The organism is Actibacterium sp., from assembly GCF_055134745.1.
In genome coordinates, this window is sequence record NZ_JBSRVX010000056.1 from 26766 (window position 1) to 46134 (window position 19369).

The following is a 19369-nucleotide window of genomic DNA, read 5'->3' on the forward strand; positions in this document are numbered from 1 at the left end:
TAATGAAAACGATCCGAACGCTTGTCATATTGGCGGATGACCGCCGGGCGCGGTTCCTGATCAATCAGGGGCCGGGCAAGGGGCTGGTCGAGCAAGCTGATTTCATCAAGCCGGACAAGACCCGCTATGCCGATGCGCCGGGGCGCGGAACGGCTGTACCGGGCGTTGCACGGCATGGGCTGGATCGCAGCACCAGTGAAGAGGCACAGGATCGCGCCAGTTTTGCCGCAGAATTGGCGGCCGAGGTGAGTCGGCTTTGGCAGGGAGGCGGTTTTGATCGCGCCGTTCTGGCCGCGCCGCCAAAGATGCTGGGGGCGTTGCGCGCCGAATTGGCGGAACCTGTTCGTACCGCCATGGTGGCTGAACTGCCCAAGGATTTTCTGACGGTTCCGGCAGGCAAGCTGCCGGAATGTTTTGAAGATCATATTGTGTTTTGACGGCGGCCCTTGCATCGCCTTGATTTCGCGCCACACTGCAGCGCAGCAAATCGCAAATCGCAAATCGCAAGGGGCAGGGATGCAGAACCGGGTGGCGGTCGTCAGGCAGCGGATGATTGGTGGCGTATTCGTTCTGGGCGCGCTGGCGCTGTTGATCGCGACTGGTGCACCCAGCGTAGGATCAAACCCGACACTGGGCGTTCTGGCGCGGGTCTTTGACAGCCTGTCGCCATTACTTATCACGTTTTCGGCGTTGGCCGGGCTGATATTGCTGGCGTTGCGCGCGCGCTGGGTGGGGCGTGTGACATTGGCGGGGTCGCTGTTGGCGGCAATCTGGCTGGTCGGTCAGCATCTGGGGGTATCGGCACCCCTGCGCCCCGACCTGCGCGCCGATTTGCGGGTGATCTGGTTCAACTCGCTGTTTGAAAACACCACTGACCCCGCGCGCATCGTCGATGCGGTGCTTGCCGAGAATCCCGATATCGTGGTCTTTTCCGAGGCCTTGCCGCTGGTGCCGCAACTGGATCGGCTGCGCGCGGCGTTTCCCTGGAATGTGGGCTGCGAAACGCGGTGCGAATTGCTGATGTTGTCGCGGCGCCAGCCCGACCGGATGGAAATTGCAACCCTGTCCGACATGCGCCCGGATCGGCGGGCCGAACTGTGGCTGACATTGCCGGGGGGGCGGCCGTTTCACCTGATGGCGGTGCACATGTCCAAGCCCTGGTATCAGGATCCGGCGGTGCACGAACATGAAAACTTTTTTTCGCGCCTGTCGCGTATCCATGATCCGCTGCTGGTGATGGGCGATTTCAACGCCGCCCCCTGGAGCTGGTCGATGAGGCAGGTATTCAAACAGGGGCGTCTGGCCCCGCCACGCCTGCCGGTCGGCACCTGGCCGATAGGGCTTGGCGGCTGGGGACTTCCGATTGACCACATGCTGGTGCGTGACGGGGCGCGGCTGGTGTCGCTGCGGCCTTTCGGGGCCGATCTTGGGTCGAACCATCGCGGGTTGCTGGCCGAAATCGCGGTGCCCTGAGGATCAGCGCGGTTCGCGCAGACCGAAGCGCGCTGGCGACAGCCCGAGGTGGCGCATTCGGGTCAGAACCTGCATCATCAGATCGTCGCGCCCTGCCGCGATCATGGATTGGCCCAGGAACCAGTACAGGAATGCCGCGAAAGGATAGGACCGCGACAGCGCGCGGTTCAGGGCAAGGGGCCAGTCATCCGCATCACGCACGGTTTCGGCGCAGTGGTGGAAATCTGACCGGCCGAACAGGATCGCGGGCACATCATGCATCAGCCCTTCCAGCGACACCGCCGAACAGACCGATACCGACACTGCCGCGACGGACAGGATGTCATGTATATTGGCCTGGCTGATCGTCACGCCGGGCCGGCCTTTCAACGCATCGACCAGCGTTATCATGTCAGGGTCTATGGTGCGGGGATGGGGTTTGATGACCACGGGCCGCCCGTCGCGATGCGCAATTATCGTTTCGATCATCCTGTCGTCAGGCATGTGCCGCGCGCGCGTCACGGGATCTGACCTGCCTTGAAGAAAAACCGCGATACAATCGGGTGGCACTGCCTGACGGGCTTGCGGTTGGTCATAGCGGCTGATCCGCCGGTCGCGCAGGCGATGAACGAGGCGGCCGAGAAAGGCCTGCGCCTGTGCTGGATCGACCAAGGACGGGTCGAACCGGGCCTCTGTCAGGCTGGAGTCGGCGAAGACCCCAGCCGGATCAAGATACCAGAAGGGCTGGATATAGGCCAAACCGGTATTCAGCACGGCCGGGTGTCGGATACGCCCGTTATGGACAATATGCAGGTCGCGCGTATCGCCCAGATTGTTCAGAACGTCCAGATCGCGGGGCAGGATCGTCGTTTCTGCCCCAAGGCCACCAAAGCCACGATGCAGCTTTTTCAGAAAGCCCGGCAGATCCTGCCCGTCGCGGCCTGCCATATGGCCAGCGACGTGGAAAACGATGCGCGGGCCGCAAAGGCTCACCCCTCCATGGCCTCAAGCTCGTCGATCATCCCGGAAATCATCGACAGGCCCTTGTCCCAGAATTTCGGGTCGCTGGCATCCAGCCCGAACGGGGCCAGCAGTTCCTTGTGATGTTTGGACCCGCCCGCGCGCAGCATGTCGAAATACTTGTCCTGGAAATCCGCGCCGCCTTCTTCGTAAACGGCATAAAGCGCGTTCACCAAACCATCGCCGAACGCATAGGCATAGACATAGAACGGCGAATGCACGAAATGCGGGATATAGGCCCAGAAGGTTTCATAACCATCCATGAAATCGAAAACGGGGCCAAGGCTTTGCGCCTGGACGCTCATCCACAGGACGTTGATGTCGTCGGGCGTCAGTTCGCCGTTCCGCCGGGCTTCGTGCAGCTTGCATTCAAAGTCATAGAACGCGATCTGGCGCACCACGGTGTTGATCATATCCTCGACCTTGCCGGCCAGCAGGGTCTTGCGCTGGGCGGGCGTTTCGGCCTGCGACAGCAGCTTACGAAAGGTCAGCATCTCGCCAAAGACGGAGGCGGTTTCGGCCAGCGTCAGCGGGGTCGAGGACAGCAATTCACCCTGACCCGCGGCCAGAACCTGATGCACGCCATGGCCCAGCTCATGCGCCAGCGTCATCACGTCGCGTGGCTTGCCCAGATAGTTCAGCATCACATAAGGGTGCACATCCGTGACGGTCGGATGGGCAAAGGCACCGGGCGCCTTGCCGGGTTTCACGCCCGCATCTATCCATCCCTTGCTGAAGAATGGCGCTGCGATATCAGCCATTTGCGGCGCAAAGCTGGCATAGGCATCCATCACGGTTTTCTGCGCGGTCGGCCAATTGACCAGCGCCGGATTCTCCTGCGGCAGCGGCGCGTTGCGGTCCCAGACCTGCATCCGCTCCAACCCCAGCCATTTCGCCTTCAGCGCGTAATAGCGGTGCGACAACTTGGGATAGGCCGCGACAACGGCGTCGCGCAGGGCCTGCACGACCTCGGGTTCCACATGGTTGGACAGGTGGCGTCCGGTCTGCGGCGTGGGCATCTTGCGCCAGCGGTCCGTGACCTCTTTGTCCTTGGTCAGCGTGTTGTGGACACGGGCGAACAGCTTGACGTTTTCGCCCAGAACGCTTGCCAGTTCGCGCGCGGCGGCTTCGCGTTTGTCGCGGTCGGGATCGGTCAGGAAATTCAGCGTGCCTTCGATGTTGAATTCCTCGCCATCCACAACAAACTGCAACCCGGCGATGGTTTCATCAAACAGCTTGTTCCAGGCGGCCGCCCCGACCACGGATTGATCGTGCAGGAATTTTTCCAGCTCGTCCGACAATTGATAGGGCCGCATCGCGCGCAGTCGTTCAAAGATCGGGCGATAGCGGGCCAGATCGGTATTCTGGCCGAACAGCGCGTCCAGCGCCGCATCGTCCAGCCGGTTGATTTCGAGGGTAAAAAAGACCAGCGGCGTGGTGAACGTCGTGATCCGGTCCTGGCAGTCGGAAAAGAACTTGCCCCGGTCGGCATCCATCGTGTTCTGGTAATAGCGCAGACCGGCAAAGGACATGATCCGACCGCCAATGGTTTCGATCCGTTCATAGCGCTGCACGCAGTCCAGCAGCCCGGCGGCGTCCAGCCCGGCCAGCTTGCCTTCGTAATCGGCGGCGAACCCGGCGCAGGCGGTTTCCAGCCAGCGCATGTCGCGGACCAGTTCGGGGGCGTCCTCGGCGGTATAAAGATCGGTCAGATCCCATTCGGGCAAATCACCCAAAGCGCCCCCGGAGCCGGTATGTGCATCGAAAACAGGGCGGGGAAATGGGTGCATTGGTTTACCTTTCAGCTGTTCATTCCAGACATAGGCGGGGTCGGGGGGCAGGTTCAAGGCCAGGCCTGCGGTCAGGGGGTCGTTTCGAAAAACCGGGCGATCTTGTCGAAACAGGCGGCGCGAATGGCGGGCGTCTCCATCATGATCTCGTGCCGGGCACCTTCTATCACCTCTAGCCGCCCGCCCGGCCATCGCGCCATGCGTGACCGGATGGCGTCGGGGGCCACGATCTGTTCGTCGCTGCCCAGAAAACACAAGGCCGGCAACGGTGGTGATGGGCGCCGCGCCAGATCACGTGTTTCTGCCAGTGCAGCATGCACCCAGCCGATGCTTGGCCCGCCCAGCCGCAGCCCGGGATGGGCCGCAAGCTGTGCCTGCATATAGTGATACATATCCGCATCCGAGGTCAGCGAATTACCGTCGAACGCTGCGGCCTCGACATAGGCGCGCCGGCCTGATGTGCCGGGCGCATAAGCGCCGCTTTTGCCCAGCAGCCCGGACCCGGCGCCGATAATCCAGGCCAGCGGCCGCATCGCGCCCGGCATCAGGATATCCCACATCGGCCCGGTAAAGGCGGCGGCGCGCACCGGCAGGCCGTGCATCAGCGCCCGCAGCCCGATACATCCACCCAAGGAATGGGCCAGCAGGAACAGCGGCTGCGGCAGGTTCAGCGCGGGCAGGACGGCCATGACGGCCGCGACGTCGCGCTGGTAATCGCCAAAAGCCCCGACATGGCCCACCGCCGTATCCGGCAACAGCCGGTCGGCCAGGCCCTGACCACGCCAGTCTACGGCCACCGTGGCAAAGCCGCGTGCGGCAAGGTCGGTGGCGGCGCGGCCGTATTTTTCGATATATTCCGTGCGGCCGGGAAACAGCAGAACCGTGCCGCGGGTGCCCGAGGACCAGACCCCGATCCGCAGCCGTACCCCGTCCTTCGCCCGCAGCCAAAAAGCCCGCCCCTCCGGCGGGCCATCGGCCACGTCGTCATGAAGCGGGGCAGGCTGCATGGATCAGCCGATCAGGCCACCCAGTTTCATCGCCAGCCCCATGTCGCCATCAACCGACAGCTTGCCGGTCATGAAGGCGGCGGCCGGGTTTATGTCGCCTGCCATGATGGCCTGAAATGTTTCGGCATCGGCGGTCAGGGTCACATCGGCAGGTTCATCCCCGGCGCGCGGCCCATTGGCATCAACCATGATCGCGCCCTCGTCGCCGATCACGAATTTCGCGGTGCCATCATCCAGCCCGCCTTGCATCTTTTGTTTCAGCGTGCTGACGGCGGCGTCGATCAAGTCGCTCATGGCGATCCTCCGAATGTGAAAGGCGGGGTGCTTGGCTTTCCCGGCCGATGTATTACTATCGGTATTGTTATGGTATCTTTGCGCCTCTTACTCAATGCTGTCCTCGCGGCAATTTTACTGACCGGCGCTTCGGGTGCGCCGGTGCGGGCAGATCAGGCGCGAGTCGAAGGATTGTTGCAGGAATTGCGCAGCCCCGAATTGCCCAACTGGCAGATGGTCGAGGCCGAGATATGGGCGGAATGGTCCAGATCGGGTTCGGCGGCGATGGATCTGCTGCTGCAGCGCGGGCGCGATGCGCTGGAGGCTGACGATATCGCCACTGCCATCGCGCATTTCACAGCGCTGACCGATCATGCGCCGGATTTCGCCGAAGGATTCAATGCCCGCGCCACCGCCTATTTCCGGGCCGGGCTGTTCGGTCCTGCCCTGGCGGATATCCAGCGCGCGCTTGTGCTGAACCCGCAGCATTTCGGCGCGATGATCGGGCTGGGGTCAATTCTGGAAGAGGTCGGCCGGACCGGTGACGCCTTGGCGGCCTTCCGCGCCGCTGCCGCTATACATCCGCATGAACCAGACCTAAAAGACGCCATCGAACGGCTGGAAAAGGCAACCGGCGGCGTCACTCTCTGAAGGGCAATCCGATGCGGCAGAACGGCAGGGTCGTGGCGGTCCTGGGGCCGACCAATACCGGCAAGACTCATTATGCAATCGAACGTATGCTGGCGCATCGCACCGGGGTGATCGGCTTGCCGCTGCGTCTGCTGGCGCGCGAGGTCTATGATCGGATCGTGGCGCTGCGCGGCCCGTCGGTGGTGGCGCTGGTGACGGGCGAAGAACGTATCGTGCCCCCGCGCACCCGATATTGGGTCTGCACCGTCGAGGCGATGCCGCAGGAGATCGGCGCCGATTTCGTGGCGATCGACGAGATTCAGTTATGTGCCGATCCCGAACGCGGCCATGTCTTTACCGATCGCCTGTTGCGGGCGCGGGGATTGCATGAAACCCTGTTCCTGGGGGCCGATACGATGCGCGGCGCGATCGCAGCATTGGTGCCCGAGGCGCAATTCACCCGGCGCGAACGCCTGTCAGAGCTGACTTATACAGGTTCGAAAAAGATAAGCCGCATGCCGCCCAGATCGGCGATCGTCGGATTTTCGGTCGAGAACGTCTATGCCATCGCCGAATTGATCCGCCGTCAGAAGGGCGGCTGCGCCGTCGTGATGGGCGCGCTGTCGCCCCGCACGCGCAACGCGCAGGTGGAACTGTATCAAAATGGCGATGTCGATTTCCTGGTGGCAACCGATGCCATCGGAATGGGATTGAACCTGGATATCAAGCATATCGCCTTTGCAGGGTTGCGCAAATTCGACGGACGCCGGATGCGGCCCTTGCAACCGGGCGAATTGGCCCAGATCGCCGGGCGCGCGGGGCGGTATATGCAGCCGGGCACCTTCGGCGTAACCGGCGAGGCGCCGCCGCTGGACGATGATGTGGTGCAGGCCATCACCAATCACCGCTTTGCACCGGTAACCAAATTGCAGTGGCGCAATGCGGCGCTGGATTTCGGCGGTATCGACCGGCTGATTGCCTCGCTTGAGACGTTTACCCATGACGAATGGCTGACACGCACGCGTGAGGTGGACGATCTGCAGGCCCTGCGCGCCCTGTCGCAAAACGCCGATATCCGCGCCCGTGTGACCACTGGGCCGGATGTGCGCCTGTTGTGGGATGTGTGCCGCATACCGGATTTTCGCGGCATATCGCCGGCGGAACATGCGGGGTTGCTGGATCGGATCTTCGGCTTTCTGCATGGGGGCGGGCAGGTGCCGGATGACTGGATTGCCGGCCAGATTCGGCGCATCGACAGGGCCGATGGCGATATTGATACATTGTCGAAACGTTTGGCCTATATTCGCACTTGGACCTATGTGGCACAGCGCACCGGTTGGGTGGCTGACGAATCGCATTGGCGTGACGCGACTCGCGCTGTAGAAGATCGCCTGTCAGATGCGCTGCATGGTGCGCTGACCCAAAGATTTGTTGACCGGCGGACCTCTGTTCTGCTTCGCCGGTTGAAGCAGAAGGAGAGCCTGGTGGCCGAAGTGAATGACAAGGGTGAAGTGACGGTCGAGGGCCAGTTTGTCGGTCGTCTGGAAGGGTTCCGCTTTCGTCAGGATGCCAGCGCCAGCGCGGATGAGGCCAAGACGCTGCGACAGGCCAGCACCGCCGCCCTGCGCCCCGCGCTGCATCTGCGTGCCGACCGTTTCTATAACGCGCCAGACACTGAAATCGACTTTACCGAACAGGGCGGGTTGATGTGGGGCGACAACGCCATCGGCAAACTGGTGGCAGGGCCAGACGCCCTGAAGCCGCAGGTCGAGGTTTTCGTCGATGACGAAGCCGGCCCCGATGTCGCCGACAAGGTCAAGCGCCGTTTGCAGCATTTCATAGACCGCAAGATCGCCGCCTTGTTTGAACCGATGCTGGCTCTGCAACGCGATGAGGCGCTGACCGGTCTGGCCCGTGGCTTTGCCTTCCGCCTGGTCGAAGGTCTGGGGATCATCCCGCGCGATCAGGTCGCGGCCGAGGTGAAAGAGCTGGATCAGGACGCACGCGGCGCGCTGCGCAAGCATGGCATCCGGTTCGGCCAGTTCACCGTATTCATGCCCCTGCTGCTGAAACCCGCACCTACACGGTTGCGGCTGGTGCTGTGGTCGCTGGCCCGGGGGTTTCAGGAATTTCCCGAAAGCCCGCCACCGGGTCTGGTGACGGTGCCCAATATCACTGACATGCCCGACGGATATTACGCCATGGCCGGCTATCGTGCTGCCGGGCAGCGGGCGATCCGTATCGACATGCTGGAACGTCTGGCCGATCTGTTGCGCGCCAAGGACAGCCGCGCCGGATTCGAAGCCAACCCGGACATGCTGTCGATCACAGGCATGACGTTGGACCAGTTCGCCGATCTGATGCAGGGGCTTGGGTATAGCGCCGAGCGCGGCGAACGCGAAAAGGCCAGGGCGGTTGTGGCTGAACAGGCCGCGCCCTCTGATGCGGCGGTTGATGCCGCACCCCCGGTCGAGGTCGCGGCGCAGGAAGATCAACCCGATGACGGTGCCGCTTCAGATGCTTCGGCCCAAGAGGAACCGCCCGCGACCGAGGTATTCTATACGTTCAAATGGGCGCCGCGGCGGCAGGGCGGCGGTCGCCCGCGTGGCGAACAGGGCGAACGGCAAGGCCGCGGGCAGGCAAAACCGCGCGATGACCGGCCAAAACAGACCGATGGTGCCCCGCGTCCCCGCAAGGGTAAACCGGGCGGCAAGCGCCCTCCGCGCGAAGATCGTGACAAGCCGATGCAGGCCCGGCCGCCGCGCCATGAAAAGCCGATCGACCCCGACAATCCGTTTGCGGCCGCCCTGATGGGGCTGAAAGTCAACAAATAGGTGACCGCGCCGCGCCCCCTGATCCGGCTGGACAAATGGCTGTGGCAGGCGCGGTTCTTCAAGACACGCAGCCTGTCGGCCCGCCTGATCGCCGCGGGGCATGTCCGGGTGAACGGTGTAAAGGTGGGCAAGCCGGCCCAGCAGGTCGGGCCGGGCGATGCGCTGACCTTAGTGCAGGGCGACCAGATTCGCGTGGTGCGCGTTCTGGCGGTCGGCACCCGCCGCGGCCCGGCATTCGAGGCGCAAACATTATACGACGACATGACCCCTGCGCGGGACAGTGTTCCGAATGCGCCCGGTTTCGACGGAAAAGGACGTCCTACTAAGAAAGATCGCCGCAGCCTTGATCTTACCCGCCGGCCGCCGCTTGAATGATGCGGCCCGCTGGTCTAGCTAACGGCTGTAAAGCGGATACAGGACCACGCGCATGACCTATGTCGTCACCGACAATTGCATCGCCTGCAAATATACCGACTGTGTCGAAGTCTGCCCGGTAGACTGTTTCTATGAGGGCGAGAACATGCTGGTCATCCACCCGGATGAATGCATCGACTGCGGCGTGTGCGAACCCGAATGCCCCGCCGATGCGATCCGCCCCGATACCGAGCCGGACATGGGAAAATGGGTCGAGTTCAATCGCAAGTATTCCGAGGCCTGGCCGGTCATTGTCACCAAGAAAGACCCCCTACCCGAGGCAGAGGAGCGCGACGGTGAAACCGGAAAACTGGAAAAATATTTTTCCGAATCAGCGGGCGAGGGCGGCTGAGGCCCGAATCGGGTTATAATGTGGCGACCAAGCGGATTCTTTCGGGAATTTACGCTGCATTCGCGAAATATATCTTGTGAACACAGCGGTTTGCCGCCTGTGACGTCACGTGGCAGTTTAAATTGCCCGATTTTTTTGCTATATTCTTGTTACAACTGGACGTGAAAACCTGATTTGCCATACGCAGTGCTGCTCGCCTGTGATGTGGACTTCTGACGCCAAGATTGCCTTGCAGCCGAAAGCTTTGGTTTTCGGACAAGGTTTTGTCGCCAGAATTTGGTGTCCCTGTTAAGGAAGCATTGAATGAGCAAGACCAAGAAGTCTGAATTCAGCCCGAACGAATATGTCGTCTATCCGGCGCATGGTGTGGGCCAGATCATTTCGATCGAGGAACAGGAAATCGCCGGCATCTCGCTGGAACTGTTCGTGATCTCGTTCGAAAAGGACAAGATGACCCTTCGCGTGCCCACCAACAAGGCCACCGAGGTCGGTATGCGGTCGCTGTCGTCGCCCGATGTGGTGTCGCGCGCCATGGCCACGCTGAAAGGCAAGGCCCGCGTCAAACGCGCCATGTGGTCGCGCCGCGCGCAGGAATATGAACAGAAGATCAATTCCGGCGATCTGATTTCGATCGCCGAAGTGGTGCGCGACCTGCACCGCACCGACGATCAGCGCGAACAAAGCTATTCCGAACGCCAGCTCTATGAGGCTGCGCTGGAACGGTTGACCCGTGAAGTGGCCGCTGTCAGCGGTATGGATGAAGGATCTGCCCAGCAACATGTGGGCGAGGTCCTGGTGTCCCGCGCCGCCTGATCGCGCCTGACAGTCTTGACAGGGGGCCGTGCCATCATTGGCGCGGCCCTTTTGTTTCAGCCCGCGCCATCCTTGGCCTGATCCTGTCGCACCAGCGCGGTTTCCAGTTCCTTGTCCAGCGCGCGCGCCCGTTCGATATAGGCCTGGTTCTGGTCCAGCGGCACGCCCGGTTTCCATAGTTCGGCCAGTTCGCGCAGCGTTTCGCGATCATGCCTGTAATAGGCCGTTTCCATCTCGTTGGCCTCGAAATCGGTCAGGCCCATATCCTCCAATACATAACGCGCGGCGCGCAGGCTGCTGTCGAACATTTCGCGCACGATGTGATCGGCGCCGGCGCGATACAGTTCATAGACATGCACCCGGTCACGGGCGCGGGCGACGATGCTGATATCGGGGCGTTCGCGCCGAACGTATTGTACCACTCGCGTTACGGCATCCTTGTCATCCAGCGCCACGACGATGACCTTGGCATCATCCAGGCCGGCGGCATGCAGAAGATCCGGCCGGGTGGGGTCGCCCAGAAAACCCTTGAAGCCGAATTTGCGCATAAGCTCGATGGTGGCCAGATCGTGATCCAGCACCGTGGCCCGAAAGCCGGAGGCCTGCAGCATCCGGTTCACGACCTGCCCGAACCGGCCAACGCCAGCGATGATGATGGGCTGCTGTTCGTCGATCTCATCAGCCTCTTGCGGTTTGGTGCCCTCGGACATGCGCCGGGACAGGTAATCATGCAGAAAGAAAAACAGCGGCGTCAGCAGCATCGACAGCGCGATGACCAACAATAGCGTCTGGCCGAGCGTCTGGGTGATCACCCGCGTTTGCAGCGTGAAGCTGACCAGAACGAAGCCGAATTCGCCCGCCTGGGCCAGCCCCAGGGTGAAAAGCCATTTGTTGCTGCTGCGCAGTTTGAACAACTGCGCGATCCCATACAGGATTATTCCCTTGATGATCATCAGCGCCAGCGTCAGCGCAACAATGCGCAGCGGATCGGCAAACAGAACATGGAAGTTTATGCCTGCCCCCACGGTGATGAAGAACAGACCCAGCAACAGCCCCTTGAAGGGTTCGATATTGCTTTCCAGTTCGTGCCGGAATTCCGAGTTGGCCAGAACCACACCGGCCAGGAATGTCCCCAGTGCGGGCGACAGGCCGACGGCGATCATGGTGACGGCGATGCCCACCACGATCAGCAGGGCGACAACGGTGAACATTTCGCGCAGCTTGGTTGCGTGGATGAACCGGAACAGCGGGCGCGACAGATAGTGACCGGCCAGGATGATCGCGACGACCGCGCCCAATGTGACCAGCGTTACGCCCCAGCCGGGCAATTCTGCCACCAATGACATTGCCGGGCCATGCGCATCGGCGGCTCCGGGCTCAGCCCGCTGCACCGATCCATCGGGCGCAAAAGCCATGGGTGAGGCGATGGCCAGCAAGGGTAGCAGTGCCAGCATCGGGATCACCGCGATATCCTGCGTCAGAAGCACCGAGAATGTCGCCCGCCCCCCCGGCGTTCGCACCAGCCGCTTTTCAGTCAGTGTCTGCAATACGATAGCGGTTGACGACAGTGCCAGGATCATCCCCACCGCCAGCGCCGTGCGCCAATCCAGCGCCATCTGCATGGCAACCAGCATCACTGCCGTCGTTGTCAGAACGATCTGCAGGCCGCCCATGCCCAACAGCCTGTGGCGCATGTCCCAAAGGGCGCGGGGTTCCAGTTCCAGCCCGATCAGGAACAACATCATCACCACACCGAATTCGGCGAAATGTTGCAGGTCTTCCATTTCGGACCCGGCGACACCCAGGATCGGACCGATTGCAATACCCGCCACCAGATAGCCCAGCACCGACCCCAACCCCAGACGTGTGGCGATCGGCACAGCGATGACTGCGGCCGTCAGGTAAATCGTCGCATACAGAAGAAAACTTTCCATTAACCGTTCCAGATTCCGCAGGTGCCCGTCACTCGCCGTAACGGTGTTATTTCATCTTGGTCGCGTGAGGTATATCTTTGATGAGCATCCATACGCGGCAAATGCGTTTGCGGTGGGGGATGCCCGTCTGGCGGGCGGTTTGCGGCTCTTTCCGGCAATGGCTAGCCACCGCTGGGAACCACCAGGACCACGCTTCGACCATCCTTGATATAGCGCAGGTCATTGTCGCCGATCGCGGCGACCTTGCCGCCATCAATCTTGTCGCCAACCTGCACCTTCACATAGCGCCCCGATGTCAGCCGAACCAGCGCCCGCCGGTCGCCGGATCCGCCATAGACTCCGATCAGGTTGATGGCTCTCAGGTTGATCTTGTCGGTCTGGGTTGCGCGCTTTGCCACCGACGCCTTGGTGGGGATAGCCGGTTTGACCGCCGTTGCAACGGCAGCGGCAGGGGGGGGTGCGGCCTCTTTCAGGGCGCGGTCAACCGCGGCGCTGAAATTTCGGGGCCGTGCTGCGGGGATGCGCGAGCTTGCCATTGCAGCGCCATCGTCAACCACTGCAGGGGCCACGGGCACAGGTTGCGCCTGCGGCGGAAGATCGGGACGGGGGCGGGGCAAACGCGTGGCCAGATCCGCCCGTGTCAGGCCAAAGTTCTCGGCGCGTTCCTGACGCTGGGCCAGATTGGCAGGGCGCGCCTTGGGGCGAAAGCCAGCAAGCTGCGCCATTCGCTGTGCAAGCTGTGGATCGACCGCAGCCGGGGCGCTGGCGGTCGGGCGGGCGCGGGGAACCAGTGGCGGCGGCCCCGCAAACACAAGTACGCCGTCGGGATTGCGTGTGCCTTGCGGCGACGGGATGACCAGCCCGCGCTCATCCAGATCGAATTTCTGCCCCGGTCCGGCCAGCGGGGCGGGCGGCGGCATCTGATCATCCGGCAGTGCCCCTTCTTCGGCGCGCAGCGCGCCGGCGTCCTGGCTGAGGATCACCGGGTCGATGGCCGCAATGGTCAGCCGGTCCAGATCGTCGGCAGCCGGGGCACCAGGCTGGGTCTGGGCCGAGAGGGAAATTACATCGCCCTCATAAGGCCCCGGTTGCGGGGCCGGGGCTGCCGCCGTCTGATCCGGCTGCACGGTATCGGCCGCAGACGGTTCAGATTGCAGTTGCGGCACAGGGGGTTGGACATCCTGCGCGACCGGTGCGGGCATCGATATGTCTTGTGACGATTGCAGCGGGGCATTTTGCGGGCTGTCGAAGACGATGTTCCACAACAACACCGCCCCGATGATCAGAATCGCGGCCAACCCCACAGCCACCACGACGCTGCCAACCCGGAACGATCCGGCAGCTTGTTGCGGCATGGCTGCGGGCGGGATCGACGGGGTGGCCACCACATCAGTGACAGGCGTGCCAGGTGTGGCCGGAGCAAGAGCGGTTTCACGTTCCGGCGCATCGCCCGCGGCCAGCAGATCCGCCGCGGCCTGCGTAGGCCCGAACCATGCTTCGCGCGGGAACAGATCAGCCGGTGGGGCCGCGGTCAGGCAGACCGGGTTGAAACGGTGTTGCGCCGCGAATTTTTCGGCCTCTTGCAGGGTTTCGCGGGCCACGGCGGCAATGCGCGCCGTGTCGCCGTCACGCGCCCAGTCAAAGACGATATCAGCCACGTCATAGGGGGTCAGCCCCTCCAGACCTGCACGTATCTGGTCTTCTGGCGGGGCGTCTCCTGACAGGGTGATGCGGGTGTAAAGAATTTGCTCGTCGGGCAGAACCAGTTTGCTGCGCACACCGCCGCTGTCCAGCTCGGCGGCGGTTTCGCGCATCATCTTCATGGCGCTGCTCAGATCTGGATCAGCCGGCGAAACCTGGCCAACGCGCAGCCAGCCCCCCGCACTGCGATGTTGCAGCACGATACCTTCGGGAGATAGTGTAAGGGCAAAGCGCGGTTTCATATTATCTGTCTATAGGGGTGAGGATCGAAAGGGCAGGACCTGCCCGCGCGCGAGTCAGACTATAGCAGGAAATTGCCGACGACGAGGGGCCAAAACCAGTCTTGGCTTGTATTGACGATCAAAGACCTGAAGCCTGTTCAAAAGAGGTGTTCCATGCGATTTGTTATTGTTCTTGCCGCGACCATATTCCTGTCTGGCATGTCTTGGGCCCAGGACATGCCACCGACGATCAGCGTCGCGGGCGAAGGCATGGTGACGCTGGCCCCCGACATGGCAACGATTACGCTTGGCGTTGCAACCCAGGCCGAAACAGCCGCAGCGGCGATGAAGGATAATGCCCGGTTGGCAAGCGACGTTCTGGCATCGCTTGCCAAGGCAGGCATTGCGCCGCGCGATATGCAGACCAGCGGTCTTAATCTTTCGCCGCTATGGAACAATCGCCGCTCGGATTCGGAGCCGCCGCGTATCACAGGGTATCAGGCCAGCAATACCATTTCGGTGCGGGTGCGCGATTTGTCGATGTTGGGCGGGCTGCTGGATGGCGCGCTGACGCAGGGGGCGAATATGTTTCAGGGGCTGACATTTGGTCTGCAAGATCCCGAGCAGGCCCAGGACGAGGCCCGCCGCGCCGCCGTGGCAGATGCGCTGCGCAAGGCTCGCTTATATGCCGAGGCCGCCGATCTGGCGCTGGGCCCTGTCATCAGCCTGACCGAGCAGGGCGGGTCAAGCCCTGCCCCGATGATGATGATGGAAGCCGCGCGGGCGGACAAGGCCCTGCCGATCGCCGAAGGGGAACTGACCTTGCGTGCATCAATCAGCATGGTTTTTGCGATCGCGCATTAGCCTTTCAGGGCCTCTGTTCAGAGGGGATGTGATTCGAATGCTTGGCTTTGGACCATTGAACTTCGTTCACTTCAGTGAATGTCAGATAGGTTGCGGCACAGGTTGTCATCAATTTTTCTGCCATATGCGACATCTGTATGATTTGAAGTGCTCCAAACATGAAGGCCGCATTTTATTCGTCGTAACCCTTTCGAAATTGTTGACTGCGGCCTTCGAGCAACGGAAACTCTGCCTTACCTCGGGGAGGGGGACACGAATAACGCGCCGGATATTGGCTTCAGGGTCATAACTTCGGCGCGTTATTCGTATCGCTTTGAGGCGCGAGAGCTGGCTTATCCAATTCCTTGAACGACGTTCTGCTCAGCGCATCCAAAACCCGGCCTTCTTGATCTGATTTCTGATCATCTGTTCACGTGGCGGCAGGTTTGCACGATCGAACATCGCGCGCACTTTCTGACCGCGCCCCTGATAGATCATTCGCAGCATCGGATCATATTGTTTCAGAACCTTCTTTATGTGGTTGGGCGCGGTGACGGTTTCCAGCACCTCGACCGTGTGATCGCTTTCACGGGCATAAAGCAGCGGCAATACGCGCCAGTGGCAACTGGCATCGCCATCCAGCCCGGCCAGATCGGGGCCGGGTCGCCCGCCGCCCAATGCGTGAATGACAAGCGGCAGTGCAATCTGGTCCAGCCAGGGGTTCAGCGACTGACACACAAGTGTTGCGGGCGGATCGTCGCGGATCGCCGTTGCATAGTCCCGAAACCGTGCACCGAAGACCGCCGCATCGCGATGAAAGAACCATCCGGCGTTGAAATAAAGGTATCGCTGCCAGTATTCGTCGGGCCGCGACAGATCGAGCGAGGTTTCGAAATCCAGCCCGAACTTGTCGTAAAGCGATTTCCAGATCTCGCCATATCCGGGGCCATACAGTTCTATCTCGGGCCAGGTGCCTTCGCGCCGCATCGAGGCGGATGGGCGGTCGAAATCAAAGGCAATATCCGACACCGGGCCGGTTATCAGCGTATCCGTGTCGAAAAAGACGAAAGGCGCATCCGTGGGCAGGGCGGACAGGGCCTCGATCTTGTTCCCGAAAGGATAGGTTGCGCCGAAGCTCTGGCTGGTGAAGGGCACGATCTCGGCGTCCAGCGCAGTCAGCAGGCTGCGAATTTCAGGGTGGCTGATGCGTGGATCGCTGGGCCAGGCCGGCCCCGGTTGCGGTTCCGCCACCAGAAGGCGGCCTGAAAAGCCCGGATCGCTGTGGCGCAGTGATGCCGCGAACAGGACCGCTTCGTATTGCAGGCGCCCGCCCTGGGCGACGATGACGATGTTAAAGTTCTGCCGCCCTGCCTGCATCTGCCCCTGCCATTGCGTTTTCCCGGACTATAGGCGGATTGGATCATCTGCAAAAGTCCGGATCGCATGGCATATGCCTTTCGCCGGTGCGGGCCGTCAGTGTGATCGGGGCGAAAGGTCGCACTGCGTGCCGGCGGCCTCTCCCAGAAGCGGCAGCAACACGCCCAGCATCATCTCGGCAGCAATTGTGGCATCGGGGTGCAATCCGTCACGCTGCAGCCCGCGCGCGCTGCGCGGCAGGTCCAGCCAGCGCGGATAGATATCGGCCAGGCCGGTATCAAACTCAGCCGCCAGATCGCGATAAGAGGCATAGTATCGGCCCAGCAGCGGCCGGATCATGCCACGCAGGCCATGGGCGGGGCTTGTGGTCATCAGCACGATCCGGGTTTGGGGCAGGGCGCCGGTCAGACCTGTCAGTATCTGCCGGTGCGCGGCCAGGCTGGCCCAGGGCGATAACCCGTCGCCAAGATCGGCGTCATTGATCGCGAATTCGATCAGGATCACATCGGGGTTCAATGCGATCACACTATCCATCTGCGTGACCGCCCATGAGGCATTCGCGCCCGCCTTCGCGACCGGGATAACGGTGACGGGGTGGCCCAGACAATCCGCCAATGCGCTTTGCAGTTGCTGGGGCCAGTCGGGGCGGGCGGTCAGGCTGGTGCCGAATGCAACGATCCGGGCCGGCTGCACGGCATCATCAAACGGCCGGATCGGGCGATCGACCGCGCCGGGCGCTGCGCCCCGCAACAGCCAGCCCGCGCCAATCAGGACAAGGATCAGCGCGACGGCGGAAAGGGCGCGGCTAGGCTTCACCTTTTTCGGCCAATGCGCTTTCGGTGGCGTCGGCGGTTGCAAAACGCCCATAGCTGCCAACCTCGATATCCGATTGCAGGATGCGCGCCGGATTGCCCGCGGCAACCGATCGTGGCGGGATCGACTTGGTGACGACCGACCCGGCCCCGATCACGCAATTATCGCCGATCTCGACCCCCGGCAGGATCAGGCTCTGCCCGCCGATGAAACAGTTCTTGCCGATGCGCGTATGCAGATACAGACCGCGCGTGCGGTCATGTGTCAGAATGCGGCTGTCAAAGGCCACATAGCTGTGTTCGCCGACATGTACACCCTTGGGAAAGGTCCGGTCGAACTTGGCCGACAGCGAAAACTGGGCTGTGGGGTGAATATCCATTCCCCACAGCCTTGTGTAATACAGCCGCTTCATCCCCACCAGGACGTTCCGCAGAAGTGAAAGCTTGTTCAGCCCGTGGCGTTTGGCCTTTTTATAGGCGGGGGCTTGGCTGGTCATCGGGGCTCCATGTCGTTCGGCGCTGTTTCGATGGTGCCAGTTATGCGCGATGAGCTTGAAAAACGAAAGAATTTTTCGGGTGCTTCGTCAGGTCAGCAGGTTCAGCCAGAACATGGCCGTCACCACCGACGTGGCCGTCCCGATCAGCACGGCCGATGCCGCCACCCGTTTGCCCACACCATATGTTCCGGCGAACAGATAGCCGCTGATGCCCGGCGCCATGGCGGAGGTTAGCACCGCCGAGCGAAACAGTGACGGGTCCAGCCCGACCGCGCGGCCCATGCCCCAGGTGATCGTCGGGTGCAGTAAAAGCGACAGGCCGCAGACATAGGCGATGATGCGCAGATCACCCTCGGGGCGATAGCGCATCAGAACGCCGCCCATGCCGAACAGCGCGGTCGGAATAGCCGCGCGCACGATCATGTCCAGCGACTCGGCCAGCAAGGCGGGGATGGGTATGCCGCCCAGATTGACCACAAAGCCCAGCCCGATGCCTATCACCAACGGATTGGAAAACATGGCCCGGATCACCGCCTGCGCTGTTTGCAGAATGCCGCCTCCGCGGTTGCGCACGATCTCCATGGTCAGGATGCCCAGCCCAAAGCAGAAAGGCGAATGGATCGAGATGATCCCGTAATTGCCGGTCAGGTTTCCTGCACCAAAGGCGCGTTCGGTCAGTGGCAGCCCCAGCAGCGCGCAGTTTGAAAACAGGGCAACGAAGCCGATCGCGATACTGTCGATCCAGGCGCGCCCGAACAGGTGCCGCGCGCCCAGAATGCCCAGAACAAAACAGATGGTCGCGCCGGTATAAAAACTGGACAGCAGGCGCAGATCGAAGGTGTGGCCGAGATCCAGCTGGGAAATCGCCCGAAACAACAGGCAGGGCAGGGCGATCGTCTGCGCGAACCGCATGATGCCATCAATGGCGGCTTCGCTCATCACTCCGCGCCAGGCGGCGGCATATCCAAAGCCAAGCACCAAAAAGACCGGAAGAATGATCCCGATCAGCGTGCCCATCTACAGATCGTAACTGATGATCAGCCCATCATGTGCCGGGGTCACATGATCCGGCGTTTCGGCGGCGACCGTGGCGTAATCCAGGTCGATATGCATGTTTGTCAGAATCGCGCGGCGCGGGGCCAGTTGTGCGATCCAGTCCAGCGCCTTGGCCAGATGGATATGCGTGGGATGGGGAGTGCGACGCAGCGCATCCAAAATCAGGCAATCCAGCCCTTCCAGCATCGGCCAGCTTTCTTCGTGCATTTCGGCGACATCGGGCAGATAGGCCAGGTCGTTGATACGAAACCCCAGCGCGTCGATCGACCCGTGGTTCACCCGAAACGGGCGCAGGGTGATCGCGCCGCCGGTGCCCTGAATCGTGACATCACCGCGGATGGTG

The 19369-nt window shown here is 62.0% G+C and carries 19 protein-coding genes; 8 read left to right on the forward strand and 11 right to left on the reverse strand.

Annotated features, from left to right (window positions below):
- Positions 1-2 precede the first annotated feature (2 nt).
- Positions 3-437, forward strand: a complete 435-nt coding sequence (locus ACTCHC_RS12435) for a baeRF12 domain-containing protein (protein WP_463022819.1) — start codon at positions 3-5, stop codon at positions 435-437.
- Positions 438-516: 79 nt separating this feature from the next.
- On the forward strand, positions 517-1473 hold the full coding sequence (locus ACTCHC_RS12440) for an endonuclease/exonuclease/phosphatase family protein (RefSeq protein ID WP_463022820.1): 957 nt from the start codon (positions 517-519) through the stop codon (positions 1471-1473).
- A gap of 3 nt (positions 1474-1476) precedes the next feature.
- Here the strand turns inward: ACTCHC_RS12440 and ACTCHC_RS12445 are convergent, their stop codons facing one another.
- From ACTCHC_RS12445 to ACTCHC_RS12460, 4 genes are all read right to left on the reverse strand, one after another.
- Entirely contained in the window at positions 1477-2445 is a 969-nt protein-coding gene (locus tag ACTCHC_RS12445) for a hypothetical protein (protein WP_463022821.1), read from the reverse strand.
- A complete protein-coding gene (locus ACTCHC_RS12450) occupies positions 2442-4262 on the reverse strand; it encodes a M3 family oligoendopeptidase (protein ID WP_463022822.1) in 1821 nt (606 codons plus the stop codon). Before ACTCHC_RS12450 ends, ACTCHC_RS12445 begins: the two co-directional genes overlap by 4 nt.
- Before the next feature lie 71 nt (positions 4263-4333).
- Entirely contained in the window at positions 4334-5269 is a 936-nt protein-coding gene (locus ACTCHC_RS12455; protein ID WP_463022823.1) for an alpha/beta fold hydrolase, read from the reverse strand.
- 3 nt (positions 5270-5272) lie between these two features.
- On the reverse strand, positions 5273-5563 hold the full coding sequence (locus ACTCHC_RS12460) for an SCP2 sterol-binding domain-containing protein (protein WP_463022824.1): 291 nt from the start codon (positions 5561-5563) through the stop codon (positions 5273-5275).
- Positions 5564-5704: 141 nt separating this feature from the next.
- Here ACTCHC_RS12460 and ACTCHC_RS12465 point away from each other — a divergent pair, with 141 nt between their 5' ends.
- The 5 genes from ACTCHC_RS12465 (at position 5705) to ACTCHC_RS12485 (ending at position 10585) form a co-directional block, all read left to right on the forward strand.
- Positions 5705-6193, forward strand: coding sequence for a tetratricopeptide repeat protein (locus ACTCHC_RS12465; protein WP_463022825.1), 489 nt, complete (start codon positions 5705-5707; stop codon positions 6191-6193).
- Between the two features lie 11 nt (positions 6194-6204).
- The gene (locus ACTCHC_RS12470) at positions 6205-9006 is read left to right on the forward strand and encodes a helicase-related protein (protein WP_463022826.1); all 2802 of its coding nucleotides are present in this window, start codon (positions 6205-6207) and stop codon (positions 9004-9006) included.
- Positions 9007-9381, forward strand: a complete 375-nt coding sequence (locus ACTCHC_RS12475) for an RNA-binding S4 domain-containing protein (RefSeq protein ID WP_463022827.1) — start codon at positions 9007-9009, stop codon at positions 9379-9381.
- A 52-nt stretch (positions 9382-9433) separates the two neighbouring features.
- Positions 9434-9772 (forward strand): ferredoxin FdxA, encoded by a 339-nt coding sequence (fdxA, locus tag ACTCHC_RS12480; protein ID WP_463022828.1) that lies wholly within the window; start codon positions 9434-9436, stop codon positions 9770-9772.
- Between the two features lie 303 nt (positions 9773-10075).
- Positions 10076-10585: a CarD family transcriptional regulator gene (locus tag ACTCHC_RS12485; RefSeq protein WP_463022829.1), complete on the forward strand. Its 510-nt coding sequence runs from the start codon at positions 10076-10078 to the stop codon at positions 10583-10585.
- A gap of 56 nt (positions 10586-10641) precedes the next feature.
- Here ACTCHC_RS12485 and ACTCHC_RS12490 read toward each other — a convergent pair whose 3' ends face one another.
- A complete protein-coding gene (locus ACTCHC_RS12490; protein ID WP_463022830.1) occupies positions 10642-12519 on the reverse strand; it encodes a monovalent cation:proton antiporter-2 (CPA2) family protein in 1878 nt (625 codons plus the stop codon).
- 161 nt (positions 12520-12680) lie between these two features.
- Entirely contained in the window at positions 12681-14462 is a 1782-nt protein-coding gene (locus ACTCHC_RS12495) for a hypothetical protein (RefSeq protein ID WP_463022831.1), read from the reverse strand.
- 153 nt (positions 14463-14615) lie between these two features.
- Between ACTCHC_RS12495 and ACTCHC_RS12500 the strand changes: the two genes are divergently transcribed.
- On the forward strand, positions 14616-15305 hold the full coding sequence (locus ACTCHC_RS12500) for an SIMPL domain-containing protein (RefSeq protein WP_463022832.1): 690 nt from the start codon (positions 14616-14618) through the stop codon (positions 15303-15305).
- Positions 15306-15665: 360 nt separating this feature from the next.
- On the opposite strand, the gene ACTCHC_RS12505 is transcribed toward ACTCHC_RS12500, so the two are convergent.
- The 5 genes from ACTCHC_RS12505 to ACTCHC_RS12525 all read right to left on the reverse strand — a co-directional run.
- A complete protein-coding gene (locus tag ACTCHC_RS12505; protein WP_463022833.1) occupies positions 15666-16661 on the reverse strand; it encodes a hypothetical protein in 996 nt (331 codons plus the stop codon).
- A gap of 96 nt (positions 16662-16757) precedes the next feature.
- The gene (locus tag ACTCHC_RS12510) at positions 16758-17477 is read right to left on the reverse strand and encodes an SGNH/GDSL hydrolase family protein (RefSeq protein ID WP_463022834.1); all 720 of its coding nucleotides are present in this window, start codon (positions 17475-17477) and stop codon (positions 16758-16760) included.
- Positions 17467-17970, reverse strand: coding sequence for an acyltransferase (locus ACTCHC_RS12515; RefSeq protein WP_463022835.1), 504 nt, complete (start codon positions 17968-17970; stop codon positions 17467-17469). Before ACTCHC_RS12515 ends, ACTCHC_RS12510 begins: the two co-directional genes overlap by 11 nt.
- Before the next feature lie 87 nt (positions 17971-18057).
- Positions 18058-18987 carry an AEC family transporter gene (locus ACTCHC_RS12520; protein WP_463022836.1) on the reverse strand — a complete coding sequence of 310 codons (930 nt, stop codon included), beginning with the start codon at positions 18985-18987 and terminating at the stop codon, positions 18058-18060.
- Positions 18988-19369: MBL fold metallo-hydrolase (locus ACTCHC_RS12525; protein WP_463022837.1), on the reverse strand; the 382-nt coding region annotated here is incomplete at its 5' end. It abuts the gene before it with no gap.

Bases quoted from the DNA above. Each gene is read 5' to 3' on its own strand.
- ACTCHC_RS12520 (WP_463022836.1), bottom strand. From the start codon at position 18,987: ATGGGCACGCTGATCGGGATCATTCTTCCGGTCTTTTTGGTGCTTGGC.
- ACTCHC_RS12490 (WP_463022830.1), bottom strand. From the start codon at position 12,519: ATGGAAAGTTTTCTTCTGTATGCGACGATTTACCTGACGGCCGCAGTC.
- ACTCHC_RS12495 (WP_463022831.1), bottom strand. From the start codon at position 14,462: ATGAAACCGCGCTTTGCCCTTACACTATCTCCCGAAGGTATCGTGCTG.
- fdxA (WP_463022828.1), top strand. From the start codon at position 9,434: ATGACCTATGTCGTCACCGACAATTGCATCGCCTGCAAATATACCGAC.
- ACTCHC_RS12435 (WP_463022819.1), top strand. From the start codon at position 3: ATGAAAACGATCCGAACGCTTGTCATATTGGCGGATGACCGCCGGGCG.
- ACTCHC_RS12450 (WP_463022822.1), bottom strand. From the start codon at position 4,262: ATGCACCCATTTCCCCGCCCTGTTTTCGATGCACATACCGGCTCCGGG.
- ACTCHC_RS12455 (WP_463022823.1), bottom strand. From the start codon at position 5,269: ATGCAGCCTGCCCCGCTTCATGACGACGTGGCCGATGGCCCGCCGGAG.
- ACTCHC_RS12440 (WP_463022820.1), top strand. From the start codon at position 517: ATGCAGAACCGGGTGGCGGTCGTCAGGCAGCGGATGATTGGTGGCGTA.
- ACTCHC_RS12505 (WP_463022833.1), bottom strand. From the start codon at position 16,661: ATGCAGGCAGGGCGGCAGAACTTTAACATCGTCATCGTCGCCCAGGGC.
- ACTCHC_RS12470 (WP_463022826.1), top strand. From the start codon at position 6,205: ATGCGGCAGAACGGCAGGGTCGTGGCGGTCCTGGGGCCGACCAATACC.
- ACTCHC_RS12500 (WP_463022832.1), top strand. From the start codon at position 14,616: ATGCGATTTGTTATTGTTCTTGCCGCGACCATATTCCTGTCTGGCATG.
- ACTCHC_RS12485 (WP_463022829.1), top strand. From the start codon at position 10,076: ATGAGCAAGACCAAGAAGTCTGAATTCAGCCCGAACGAATATGTCGTC.
- ACTCHC_RS12515 (WP_463022835.1), bottom strand. From the start codon at position 17,970: ATGACCAGCCAAGCCCCCGCCTATAAAAAGGCCAAACGCCACGGGCTG.
- ACTCHC_RS12460 (WP_463022824.1), bottom strand. From the start codon at position 5,563: ATGAGCGACTTGATCGACGCCGCCGTCAGCACGCTGAAACAAAAGATG.